Origin of the sequence: Streptomyces sp. NPDC053542, from assembly GCF_044544685.1 — a bacterium.
GTDB lineage: Bacteria > Actinomycetota > Actinomycetes > Streptomycetales > Streptomycetaceae > Streptomyces.
The window spans coordinates 161157-173227 of sequence record NZ_JBITXL010000001.1 but is presented as its reverse complement, the minus strand read 5'-3'; the positions used below and the strand labels follow the sequence as shown (position 1 = coordinate 173227).

At 70.8% G+C, this 12071-nt stretch carries 12 protein-coding genes; 8 read left to right on the top strand and 4 right to left on the bottom strand.

Annotated elements, in window-relative coordinates:
- Positions 1–402: 402 nt before the first annotated feature.
- Positions 403–1113, bottom strand: a complete 711-nt coding sequence (locus tag ACIGXO_RS00755) for a TVP38/TMEM64 family protein (RefSeq protein ID WP_399778620.1) — start codon at positions 1111–1113, stop codon at positions 403–405.
- A 252-nt stretch (positions 1114–1365) separates the two neighbouring features.
- Here ACIGXO_RS00755 and ACIGXO_RS00750 point away from each other — a divergent pair, with 252 nt between their 5' ends.
- The 4 genes from ACIGXO_RS00750 (at position 1366) to ACIGXO_RS00735 (ending at position 5138) form a co-directional block, all read left to right on the top strand.
- Positions 1366–1491, top strand: a complete 126-nt coding sequence (locus tag ACIGXO_RS00750; RefSeq protein WP_399778618.1) for a hypothetical protein — start codon at positions 1366–1368, stop codon at positions 1489–1491.
- Between the two features lie 209 nt (positions 1492–1700).
- Positions 1701–2900, top strand: a complete 1200-nt coding sequence (tuf, locus tag ACIGXO_RS00745; RefSeq protein ID WP_399778616.1) for an elongation factor Tu — start codon at positions 1701–1703, stop codon at positions 2898–2900.
- A gap of 353 nt (positions 2901–3253) precedes the next feature.
- A complete protein-coding gene (locus tag ACIGXO_RS00740; RefSeq protein WP_399778614.1) occupies positions 3254–4153 on the top strand; it encodes a patatin-like phospholipase family protein in 900 nt (299 codons plus the stop codon).
- A 121-nt stretch (positions 4154–4274) separates the two neighbouring features.
- Complete coding sequence (locus ACIGXO_RS00735) at positions 4275–5138, top strand: spermidine synthase (RefSeq protein WP_399779899.1); 864 nt, start codon at positions 4275–4277, stop codon at positions 5136–5138.
- Here ACIGXO_RS00735 and ACIGXO_RS00730 read toward each other — a convergent pair.
- Together ACIGXO_RS00730 and ACIGXO_RS00725 are read right to left on the bottom strand one after the other, a co-directional pair.
- Positions 5125–6480 carry an MFS transporter gene (locus ACIGXO_RS00730; protein WP_399778612.1) on the bottom strand — a complete coding sequence of 452 codons (1356 nt, stop codon included), beginning with the start codon at positions 6478–6480 and terminating at the stop codon, positions 5125–5127. The genes ACIGXO_RS00735 and ACIGXO_RS00730 overlap by 14 nt on opposite strands.
- Positions 6481–6545: 65 nt before the next feature.
- Complete coding sequence (locus tag ACIGXO_RS00725) at positions 6546–7601, bottom strand: hypothetical protein (RefSeq protein ID WP_399778610.1); 1056 nt, start codon at positions 7599–7601, stop codon at positions 6546–6548.
- Positions 7602–7864: 263 nt separating this feature from the next.
- Between ACIGXO_RS00725 and ACIGXO_RS00720 the strand changes: the two genes are divergently transcribed.
- The 4 genes from ACIGXO_RS00720 (at position 7865) to ACIGXO_RS00705 (ending at position 11411) form a co-directional block, all read left to right on the top strand.
- Entirely contained in the window at positions 7865–8317 is a 453-nt protein-coding gene (locus tag ACIGXO_RS00720) for a DUF4442 domain-containing protein (protein ID WP_399778609.1), read from the top strand.
- A gap of 579 nt (positions 8318–8896) precedes the next feature.
- Positions 8897–9754: a hypothetical protein gene (locus ACIGXO_RS00715; protein WP_399778607.1), complete on the top strand. Its 858-nt coding sequence runs from the start codon at positions 8897–8899 to the stop codon at positions 9752–9754.
- A 343-nt stretch (positions 9755–10097) separates the two neighbouring features.
- Positions 10098–10754 (top strand): DedA family protein, encoded by a 657-nt coding sequence (locus ACIGXO_RS00710; RefSeq protein ID WP_399779896.1) that lies wholly within the window; start codon positions 10098–10100, stop codon positions 10752–10754.
- An 87-nt stretch (positions 10755–10841) separates the two neighbouring features.
- Positions 10842–11411 (top strand): gamma carbonic anhydrase family protein, encoded by a 570-nt coding sequence (locus ACIGXO_RS00705; protein WP_399778605.1) that lies wholly within the window; start codon positions 10842–10844, stop codon positions 11409–11411.
- 66 nt (positions 11412–11477) lie between these two features.
- Here the strand turns inward: ACIGXO_RS00705 and ACIGXO_RS00700 are convergent, their stop codons facing one another.
- Positions 11478–11897, bottom strand: a complete 420-nt coding sequence (locus tag ACIGXO_RS00700; RefSeq protein ID WP_399778603.1) for a PPOX class F420-dependent oxidoreductase — start codon at positions 11895–11897, stop codon at positions 11478–11480.
- Positions 11898–12071 lie beyond the last annotated feature (174 nt).

Below are 12071 nucleotides of genomic sequence, written 5' to 3'. Positions count from 1 at the left end.
CGCGTCGGAGACGCCGCGCGGACGATAAAGGGAATGGCTCGTACCGGGCGGGCACTTGACCGGAATTGATTGAGGTTGAGTTCTACTGCTCAGTACCGGTCAGGGGAATGGCCGTCGTTGACAGTGGATGTCGACGGCGAAGTCGACGATGAAGTCGGCGGTGAATGGGAATGAATGCGCGACTGGTGCTGCCTGGCCCCCGCAGCACGCGGTCGCCGTTCTCGTCTCGGTGCCCGTTCTTGTCCCGGTGTCCGATCTTGTCTCGGTACCCGATCTCGTCTTTGTGTCCGATAAGGGAAACTCTCGTATGCGCGTGCGGATGCACATGCAACGGCAAATGCGTATGCGAATGCAGTAAAACAGTACGCTCAGGAATCCGGCACGTTCACCAATACAGCTCGCTCAGGATTCCGAACCGGCGCGCAGCGCACCGCGTTTCCACCACGCGACGGCGACCGCAGCGAGGCCCGTGACGGCGATGAAGCCCATCGAGATCAGGAATGCGGGTGACGTGGGCGTGGACGCGCGGGCACCGGCCACGACGTACGCGGCGGTGTTCGGGATGCTGCCGAGCGCGGTCGCGAGGAGGAACGCGGGCCACCGCATACGGGATACCGCGGCACAGTAGTTGGTGGCCGCGAAGGGCAGGCCGGGGAAGAGCCGGATGGCCAGCATCGAGCGGAAGCCGTGCCGGCTCAACTGCCGGTCCGCCGCGGAGAGCCAGCGGGTACGGAGCAGCGGTCGCAGGGCGTCCTGGCCCAGCAGTCGGCCGAGCCCGAAGGCGAGCGCGGAGCCGAGCACCGTTCCCAGCAGCGCGGCAGGCGTCCCGACCTGGGCGCCGAAGAGGGCGCCCGCCGCGGCGTTCAGCACGGGCCGTGGGACGAACGCGGTCGTGCACAGCCCGTACGCGACCGTGAAGAGCACCACGGCCACGCCACCGGAGAGGTGCGGCGGCCACCCGTTGGCGAGCAGCCGCTGCGGTTCCCATACGAGCATGGCGGTCGCGGCGCACGCGAGCAGCGCGACCAGCAGTGCCAGCCGCGACCAGGGGGACAGGAGGAGCCGCGTACAGCGCACGGCGAGGCCGTCGGGCGGGGCAGCGGAATCGAGCATCAGGGGAGCGTAACCGACTCGGCGTCGGAGCGGTGTAATAGCGGTGCAATAGAGGTGTAACAGCGGTCTACGGGCGTTCTACGGGCGTTCTACAGGCGGTCTACTGACGGGCTACGGACGGTCTACGGGGAGGGAGCCGGCCGGCTGCCCGCTGCTCGCCGCTCGCTGCTCGCCGCAGGAACGGTACCCGCCGTCCGCCGCGGGCCCGATAAATCGGTCGACGCGGCGCCGTCCGCCCGCGATCCTTTCCCCATGACCCGGTTCGCCTTCCTCGCGCTCACGTCCGCCGTCGCGGACGCGCCGAAGGCTGCCGTCACCGCCCTGGCGAGGACTGTCGTCCTGCCGGCCACCGCCGCATTCGACGGCGTCCGAAGCTGACCCTCCCCGGATCGTCCGGCGGGCCCCGCAGGGGGAGGGTCGGGCCGGTCGAGGGGTCCGTACGGCGCTGAGCCGCCGTCATCATCACAGCGCTGCAGCGGAAGGTGAGTACCGCCTCGGTACCGCACGCCCCCAGCGCTTCCGTACCGCGCCCGGCCGGGGCCGACGCACGCCGTCGGCCGCGGCCCGCGCGAAGGAGACAGACACCCATGTCCCAGAGCCCCAAGACGGCCTACGTGCGCACCAAGCCGCATCTCAACATCGGCACGATCGGGCACGTCGACCACGGCAAGACGACCCTGACCGCCGCCCTCACCAAGGTCCTCAGCGACCGCGGCAGCGGCACGTACGTCCCGTTCGACCGCATCGACCGGGCCCCGGAGGAGAGCGCCCGCGGCATCACCATCAACATCTCGCACGTCGAGTACGAGACGAGCACGCGGCACTACGCCCATGTGGACATGCCGGGCCACGCCGACTTCATCAAGAACATGGTCACCGGAGCGGCGCAGCTCGACGGCGCGATCCTGGTCGTCTCCGCGCTCGACGGCGTCATGCCGCAGACCTCCGAGCACGTGCTGCTCGCCAAGCAGGTCGGCGTGCGGCACCTGGTCGTCGCCCTGAACAAGGCCGACGCCGGGGACCCGGAGCTCACCGACCTCGTAGAGCTGGAGGTGCGCGAGCTGCTGCACGCGCACGGGTACGACGGTGAGCACGTACCGGTCGTCCGCGTCTCCGGGCTGCGTGCCCTGGAGGGCGACCCGCGCTGGACGGCGGCCATCGAGGCGCTGCTGGACGCCGTCGACACGTACGTCCCGGTGCCCGAGCGCTACGTGGACGCGCCGTTCCTCCTCCCGGTGGAGAACGTCCTGACGATCACGGGGCGGGGCACGGTCGTCACCGGGGCGGTCGAGCGCGGCAGCGTACGCATGGGCGACCGCGTGCAGCTCGTCGGCGAGACGGGGGACGGCGCCACGGCCGTGGTCACCGGCCTGGAGACCTTCGGCAAGCCGATGGAGTACGCGGAGGCGGGCGACAACGTGGCGCTGCTGCTGCGCGGCGTGGCCCGGGACGCGGTCCGCCGCGGGCAGGTGATCGCCGCGCCGGGCAGCGTCACGCCGCGCCGCGCGTTCACCGCCGAGGTGTACGTGCTGTCCGCCGACGAGGGCGGCCGGCGCACCCCGCTGTCGACCGGGTACCGGCCGCAGTTCTACATCCGCACGGCCGACGTGGTCGGTGAGCTGGACCTCGGCGAGCGCGGCACCGCCCGCCCCGGTGAGACCGTCCACGTGACGGTACGACTGGGCCGCGGCACGCCGCTGGAGCCGGGCCTCGGCTTCGCCATCCGCGAGGGCGGGCGCACGGTGGGCGCCGGCACGGTCCGCGACGTGATCACGGACGGGGGCTGAGGGGCCTGGTCGAAGGCGCCAGGTCAGAGGGATCGGGGCTGAGGGATCGGGTCTGAGGCACCAGGTCTGAAGGACCGGGGTCTGAAGGGCCAGGTCCGCGGGACCGGTTCCGAGGGCCGTTCGGGCGAGTTCCGGAAGCCCGTACCGTGCGGTCACACGTGCACCTGCACACCCGCGTTCACGTGCAATTTCTTGTGCGAGGGCGCGGGTGTCCGGGTGTGCGGGCCGGGTCCGGATGGGGCCTGTCGGTGGCGCGTTCCCGATGGAAGACTGCACGTCCGGCGGACCCTTGGAGCATGGGGAACGCCGGACCGAGGAATGTCGGACCATCGACGAATGGGAGAGCGGCACGCATGGCGGGTACGGCGTTGGTGCTGGGCGGTGGCGGGCTGACGGGCATCGGCTGGGAGATCGGGATGCTCGCCGGACTGGCCGAGGCGGGGGTGAACCTCTGCACGGCCGACGTCGTCATCGGCACATCGGCGGGCTCCCTGGTCGGCGCACAACTCACCTCCGGACAGCTGACGCTGGAGGAGCTGTACGAGCGGCAGCTGGCCGGGCCTTCGGGCGGCCCGTCGGTCGGTGCATCCGCAGGCGGCGTCGGCATCGCGCAGGGGGGCGGCGCGCCGGCGCGGATGGGCGCCGTGTCGATGGCCCGGTTCGCGGCCATAGCGCTGCGGTCGCGGGACGCGGTGACCTTCGGCGCACGGATGGGGCGGCTGGCGCTGGCCGCCCGTACCGGTCCCGAGAACACCCAGCGGGCGGTGATCGCCGGACGGCTGCTCTCGCAGGAGTGGCCTGCCCGGCGGCTGATGATCACGGCGGTGGACGCGCTCTCGGGGGAGCGCAGCGCGTTCGACGGCGGGAGCGGGGTGAAGCTCGCCGACGCGGTCGCCGCGAGCTGTGCGGTGCCCGGCGTCTGGCCGCCGGTGACGATCGGCGACCGCCGGTGGATCGACGGCGGCGTCCACTCGTGCGCGAACGCGGACCTCGCCGCCGGGTACGGGCGCGTCGTCGTGATCGCGCCCATGGCGTCGGGCGGCGGCCCCGTTGCGACACCGCGCTCGCAGGCCGCGCGGCTCGCGGCGGAAGGAGCGGAGGTACTGGTCATCACGCCCGACCGTGCCGCGCGGGCGGCCTTCGGCCGCAACGTCCTGGACCCGTCCAAGCGCGCGGCCGCGGCCCGCGCCGGCCGCATCCAGGCGACGGCCCACGCGGCGGAGGCGGCCCGGGTGTGGACGGATGGCGGGTGAGGGATGCCCGCCGGTCCGCGTCCGCGTCGGAGGGCGGCGAGCGGTACGCAACACCGCCTGAGCACCGCACAATAGGACGGTGACAGACCGATCCGATGATGTCCCCACCCCGACCTCTCTCCTGTCGGAGACGCCCGCGCCCGAGGCCCTCGTGCCCGTCACCCAGGAAGTGGACTGCGGCACGGCCAAGTTGCTGCCCGATGTGGACCGGCCGCGCGCCGTGCTGCTCACCGTCGACGGCGCTCCCCAGTCGTACGTGGACCTCGACGAGCCCACGTACCTGGAGTTCGAGTACGCCCGCCGGATCGCCCACGTCCTGGACGCGGCGGGCGAGCCCGGCCGCCCGCTCGACGCGCTGCATCTAGGGGGCGGCGCGCTCGCTCTGCCGCGCTACCTCGCCGCGACCCGCCCCGGCTCCCGGCAACACGTGATCGAGGCCGACCGCGGCCTGCTCGACCTCGTACGCCGGTACCTCCCGCTGCCCGCGGACAACGGGATATCGGTGCACGCCGCCGACGCCCGTACCGCGCTGGAAGCGGCGCCGGCGGCCTCCGTGGACGTCGTGGTGGCGGACGTCTTCGGCGGATCGCGGGTGCCGGCGCACCTGACCTCGGCGGAGTACGCGCGGGCCGCCGGCCGCGTGCTGCGCCCGGGCGGCTGTTACGTGGCGAACCTCGCCGACAGCGCACCCTTCACCTTCCTGCGCGGCCAGCTCGCCAACTTCACCGCGGTCTTCGCGCAGCTCTGCCTGATCGCGGAGCCGTCGGTGCTGCGCGGGCGCCGGTTCGGCAACGCGGTCCTGGTCGCCTCGCAGGAGGAGCTGCCGCTGGCCGACATCGCGCGGCGGGTGACGGCCGACGCCTTCCCCGCCCGGGTCGAGCACGGCCACCGGCTGCGGCAGCTCATCGGCGACGCGCGGCCGGTACGGGACGCGGAGGCGGTCGCGTCACCGGAGCCGCCCGCGGGCGCGTTCAGCGTGGGGTGATCTCGTCGGCCGAAGCGGTGCCCGCGCCCTCGGGCGCCTCGGCCGAAGCGGTGGGTGCACCCTCGGGCGCCTCGGCCGAAGCCTCGTCAGCGGTTCCCGCCGGGGACTCAAGGACCGTCGTCGCCACCGGCTCCGTACGCCGCCGCAGCCACCGCACATCCCGTACGCACAGCACCGCGGCCGTCAGCAGCCCGATCAGGGCCGAGCAGCCCCAGAGCGCGGCGGTACGGCCCACCAGATCCTGCACCGGGCCCGCCAGTGCGGTCGCCAGCGGCACCATCGCGAGGGAACCGAGCCAGTCGTACGACGAGACCCGGGAGAACTTCTCCTCCGGTATCTCCTGGTGCAGCGCCATCATCCACGTCACCGCGAACACCTCGACGGCGATACCCGCACCGAACATCACCCCGGTCAGCGCACCGGCCGGCACCGGCACCGCCAGCGCGGCGGACGGCAGGGCGAGCGGGAAGACGCACAGCGCACCCACCCGCAGCAGGTAGCGCGGCTTGTACCGGGTCATCAGCAGCGCGCCGCAGACCGTACCGGCACCGAACGCCGCCAGCGCGAGCCCCCACGGGCCCGGACCGCCGAGATGGTCCTGCGCGACCAGCGGTCCGTACACCGCCTCGGCGGCCGCGACCACCGCGTTGACGACGGCGAACTGCAGGACGATCGCCCACAGCCAGGGCCGCGAGACCACCTCCCGCCAGCCGTCCCGGAGATCGGCGACCAGGCCGTGCCCCGGCTCGCGCGGCGGCACGCCCCGTACGTCGAGGAACGCCCGCAGCAGCCCGGCGAGCGCGAAGGCGGCGGCGTCGACGGCCAGTACCCAGCCGGGCCCGACCGCCGCGATCAGCGCGCCGCCCAGTGCGGCGCCGCCGATGTTCGCGCCGTTCATGCCCATACGGAAGAACGCGAAGGCGCGTCCCGAATGCTCGCCGGAGACGCTGGCGAGGACCATGCCCTCGGCGGCGGGCGCGAAGAACGCCTGGCCGGTGCCGCCCAGCGCGGACAGCAGCGCCATCTGCCACAGCCGTGGTTCGCCGGTGAGCACCAGCAGCGCGAAGGCGCCCTGGGAGACGCAGTTCAGGGCGTTGGCGGCGACCATGACGCGGTGCCGCGGCAGCCGGTCGGCGATCGCTCCTCCGACCAGGAGGAAGATCACCAGGGGGATCGTACGGGCGGCGGCGACCAGGCCGACGTCGGTCGCCGAACCGCCGGCTGCCAGCACGGCGAACGCCGCCGCGATCAGGGCCCCGGAACTTCCGAGACCCGTGACCACGGCGGCGGCCGTCAGCAGCGTGTAATTGCGCCCCGCCCAGGCGGGGCGCGCCATCTTCATCACAGCAGCATCGCGTTCTTGTCCCGCGTTCTTGCCCGCAGGCGTGGTGTCGTTGTCCGAGGGGGTTATTCGAGCGGCCGGAGGGAGCTCATGATCTTCTTGACCGTGGCCTCGTCGATCTCGCCCTTGACGTCCTTGGCGGCGTAGAGGATCCAGGTCGCGTACTCACCGGTGGTGTCGGTGTACGTGACCGCGTATGCCTTGCCGTCCGAGTCGCACTTGTTGTCCTTCTTCACGCCGGTCACGGTCGCCGTTGACAGCTTTCCGGTGATGCCGTGATCGCTCTTGAAGGACTTCGCCTTGGTGCCCTTGAACGTACCGGTCTTCTTCTGATCGTAACCGGCCCAGACCCAGTTCAGGGCCTCGTTCTGGGCGGCCTCGGCCTGGCTCTTCGCGCCCTGCGCGCCCTTGACGCCGGTGCCGGCCAGCGACGCGGTGGACTCGTTGCCGTCCTTGTCCTTGATGGTGCACCAGTCCTCCTTGAGGTAGGCCGGTGCGGTCATCGAGATCAGGGTCTTGGGGAAACCGGACTTGTCCTTCTCGTCCTGGAACCCCGTGTAGGTGTCCGCCGAGGTGGTCGTCCAGTCCTTGGTGGGGACGTCGAATGCCACGTGACGCTTGGAGTTGACCACCGTCTGCCAGCCCTTGATCACTGGCCGATCGGGAGCGTTCGGGTCGCCACCGGGGCCCGCGCCCCCGCTCTCCCCGCCCGCCGACTCCGTCGGCTCGGCCGTCGCGGACTGCGAGTGGGTGGGCTTCGGGTCCTCCTTGGCGACGACCTTTTTGTCACCCTTGTCGTCCTGGAGGACGAAGACGCCGGTGACCACGGCGGCCGCCACGACCGCGACCGCCGCGACGATGGCGATCGCCATGGTGGTCTTCTTCTCGTTGCCGCCACCGCCGCCCTTGGGTGACTGCGGCCCGAACGGCCCCTGGGGCCCGCCCGGCCCCTGCCACTGCGGCTGCGGAGGCTGCATGGGCTGCTGGCCCTGGTACGGATTGGGCTGCTGATAACCCGCCTGCTGATACGGATTCGGCTGCTGCTGGTAACCCGGCTGCTGATACGGGTTCTGATCCTGCGGGTTCTGCTCGCCCCCGGGCGGCTGCTGTCCTGGCCACATGGGCGCTAACGATAAAGGTCCGAGGTGGGAGGTGTCACAGCTGCCCCAGGGAGCGTGACAGAACCCTGACGTTGGCTGATGCCGCGCGCGGGTGTTTCGGGAGTGTTTGGCATGTACTCGGCGGGGTGTCGGCGTGGGCTTCGCGGGGCGTCGGCCTGCGCTTGGTAGATCGTCGGCCTGTACTTCGCGGGGCGCCGGCCGGTGCGTCGCGGAGCGTAAGCCGGGGGTGGTCAGCTGAGCTACTCGGCGGTAACATCCCGCTCATGACAGTTGAGAACCCCTCGATGGGCGAAATGCTGGCCGCCGCGGTTCCGATGGTGCGGACCCTGAATCTGGAGTTCGTCGAGGTCACCTCGGAGCGTGCGGTGCTGCGGCTCCCGGACCAGCCGGACTTCCACAACCACATCGGCGGCCCCCACGCGGGCGCCATGTTCACCCTGGCCGAGTCCGCCAGCGGCGCCATCGTCCTCAAGGCGTTCGGCGATCAGCTCTCTCGCGCGGTGCCGCTCGCGGTGCGGGCGGAGATCGGCTACAAGAAGGTGGCCAAGGGCCCGATAACGGCCACGGCGACCCTGGGCCGCCCGGCTGCCGAGGTCGTCGCCGAGCTCGATGAGGGCGGGCGCCCGGAGTTCCCGGTCAGTATCGCCATCCACCGCGAGGACGGGGCCGTCACGGGCGAGATGACGGTGGTGTGGACGTTGCGACTGAACGGCTGAGGGCACGTTCGAGGGGTCTCTGAGACCTGATGCCGGGCCGGGCCGCCGCTGCGGCCGCGGCCCTCTTCTTCGACGGCGACCGGCCACCGGACCGCTGCTAGTTTGGGGGAGAGGGTTGCGGACGGGGGTCCGTCATGAACGCGCGAGCAGTCAAAGCCGCCCACGCCGTCGCAGCGGCGGCGTTCATCGTGTGCGTCGGTGTCACCGCATGTGCCCACCCCTCGGAGGAGGACCCCGCCAACGTTCCGTCGGGGAAGAACCCGTCTTCGTCCCAGCAACGGGACGGCTTACCGCCTGCGTCGGAGGCGGAAAAGGACTCCGGCGGGCCGACGCAGAGCAGTGGGGGAGGGCCGGCGCGCCAGGGCGGTGATTCGATCCCTGGTGTGGCGTCTCCCGGCACGGATACGGGGAAGCCGGAAAAGACGGACGTGGGGGTCCACCCGCCCCCCGAGTCCCCATCGTGCCCTGTGCCCACGGCCACGGACAGCACATGTCCCACATCACCCACCCGGACCAGCCCGCCCACCGTCCGGCAACCAGGGGGCAGCCCGCCGGCTGCGAGCCACCCGTGAGCCGGCGATGGATCCCGCACCTGCGTCCGCTCCGGCAAGCCGGTCCAGCAGCCGGTTCGAAATCATCAACACGATTGTCGGAACCGGCTCCGTCATCGCCGGATTGATGTTCTACGCAGGCGTCATGTACAGCAGCGCCTACTACTCCTACTTCCATCTTCACGTGTTCGCGCTCGACTTCGGCTTTCCGCAGATGATGATCCGGAGCGTGCGGCTGGTCACGCTGCCGGTGCTCATCGCGCTCGCACTGCTCGCTCTGGCGCCGCATACGCCGGAGTTACTGATTTCCTTACGGGTGCCGCGCCGTATCACCGACTGGACCTGCCGTACCGGGCGAGCGGCCGCCCGCAGGTATGCACTGGTCACAGCCGCCGGCGTGGCACTCATGCTGATGTGGCAGCACATACAGCCCTACGGCTGGGCAGCCCCCGTCCTGGTAGCCGCTGGATTACTCCTGGGGCAAAGCGACGCGGCCCATCCCGCCGGCCCGGTGCGCGGTTTGTGGAGCAGGGCGCTGCCCACTGCCGCCGCCGGGCTCTTTCTGGTCTGGGCCGTTGCTCTGGTCGCCGGTGAACTGGGCAGACAGGATGCTCGCAAGGCCGCCGACCACTTGGTCCGTCGTACGGCCGTCGTAGTGCTGAGCACCGAGCGCCTCAGTATCACCGGTCCCGGTCTGGTGGCCGAAGAGCTGAAGGGCATGCGCTACCGCTACCGCTACACGGGCCTGCGCCTACTGCTCGAAAGAGACCGTCGTTACTACCTTCTGCCTGTCGGCTGGCAAAAACGTACCGACCCCCTCTACGTGATCGAGGACGACGGCAATACCTTGATCCAGCTCATGCCCGGCACCCAGCCTTCTGCGTGACGCACGCTGTTCCGCGTACGTGGCCGCGCTGGACGAGGGCAAGCACTTCGAGTTCCCGGCCGAGCAGCCAGCAGCTGGCTGCTTATCGATAAATCGATAAGTACGGGAGAATCGTGCCGGAGAATCCGTCGGCGGTCGTGGGCAACTGATGTGCTCCACGTTGCGTCCCACCCTCTGATGACGAACAGTGGCTCAGGCCGCTGATCAGCGATTGCCGGCTGCCGTGCGTCATGCGCGGCAGCCGCCTTCGTGAGCAGCAGATCGAGTACCCTTCCCTGACGTGCGGCGTCGCGCGTCAGGGGGCGGCCCGTGAGGGGCCCGATATGAGGTGGAGGAAGCCGCGTTGCACGTCCAGGAGTGGCTCGAGTCCGTACCGGCGGTGAGTGTCTACCTCTTGGTGGGGGTGGTCATCGGGCTGGAGAGCCTGGGCATTCCGCTGCCGGGCGAGATCGTTCTCGTCAGCGCGTCGCTGCTGGCGGCGACGCAGGACCACATCAACCCGGTCGTGCTGGGGGTGTGCGCGTCGGTCGGCGCGATCGTCGGCGACTCCATCGGGTACGTCATCGGCCGCAAGGGCGGCCAGCCACTGCTGGACTGGGCCGGGCGGAAGTTCCCGCGCCACTTCGGGCCCGAGCACGTCGCGATGGCCGAGGCGAAGTTCGACAAGTGGGGCATGTGGGCGGTCTTCTTCGGACGGTTCATCGCCCTGCTGCGGATCTTCGCCGGGCCGCTGTCGGGCGTACTGCGGATGCCGTACTGGAAGTTCCTCATCGCCAACATCCTGGGCGGCATCGTCTGGGCAGGCGGCACCACCGCGCTGATCTACAGCGTCGGCATCGTTGCGGAGCCCTGGCTGAAGCGCTTCTCCTGGCTGGGCCTGGTCGCCGCGGTCCTCTTCGGTCTCGGCTCGCTGGTCGTCATGAAGCGGCGGGCGGCCAAGGCCACCGCCACCGCTGACCAGCAGGACCACCAGCCGGCCGCTGCCGCGGCAACGGACTGACCGCCGTCGCGGCGAGGCCCCGGCGTACGTCGCCTACGGTGCTCTCGGCGCAACACGCACCTGATGAGACGCGACGAGGAGACAGCGATGGCGGAGCAGGCATTGATTTCCGGGGTCGGCGGGCCGGAGCCGAGGATCGATCCCGAGGCGTTCACCGCTCCCACCTCCGTCGTGCTCGGCGAGGTCACCATGGCTGCCGGTTCGAGCGTCTGGTACCAGAGCGTCCTGCGGGCCGACGGCGGTTCCATCGCCATCGGCGCCGAGAGCAACATCCAGGACAACTGCACCGTTCACGTCGACCCGGGCTTCCCGGTCTCGGTCGGCGAGCGCGTGTCGGTCGGCCACAACGCGGTACTGCACGGCTGCACCATCGAGGACGACGTGCTGGTCGGCATGGGCGCCACGGTACTGAACGGCGCCCGCATCGGTGCCGGTTCCCTCGTCGCCGCGCAGGCCCTGGTCCCGCAGGGGATGCAGGTGCCGCCCGGTTCACTGGTCGCCGGAGTACCGGCCAAGGTCAAGCGCGAGCTGACCGACGAAGAGCGCGAGTCCATCAAGCTGAACGCCGCCGTCTACGTCGACCTGGCCGCCCGCCACCGCCGGACCGTGCGGCCCGGCAACGGTCCGGCCGAGCCGGCACGGCCCGACGAGGCGTAGCGATAGCGGTGCCCGACGAGGCGTAGCGGAAGCGGCCGCGGCAACGGTCGTCGTAGCCGCCGCGGATCAGCCCGGCTGGCTGCTGTCCTTCAGGGTGCCCCAGCCGTGCCAGCGGTCGATCTCGATCCAGGCGCTGACCCGCTTGCGGTCCCGCTGCGGGTACTCCTTGCCCAGGTACTGCTGGGCCAGCCGGTCGATGTCGGCCAGGCCCTCGTCGTCACGGAGTTCCACGACGCGCCCGATGATGCTGACGTGCGTGTACCAGTTCTCCTCGTCGAGCACGGTGAGCGTCACCCGCGGGTCCTTGCGCACATGGCTCAGCCGCTTACGGCCTTCGTCCATGTTGACCAGCACCCGTCCGTCGTCCCAGAGGTACCAGGTGGCCGTGGACACCGGCTGGCCGTCGGACCGGAGCGTGGTGATGACGGCCGGATTCGCCTTCCTCAGCATGGCGACGGCGGCCTCGGGAAGCGGCGGATTCGACATGGGCTCTCCTCCTCGTTGCGCTTGCGTTCACGTCCACGGTCCAGGCACGCACGGGCGGTCCCTGCCATGAGACGCACCTGCACCGTGCCACATTCCGCTCGCCGCATCCCGTACCCACGGCCGGTGCGGGGAACGAATCAAGCCGCGGCCCGTGGGGTGAAGATCACAGGGCGG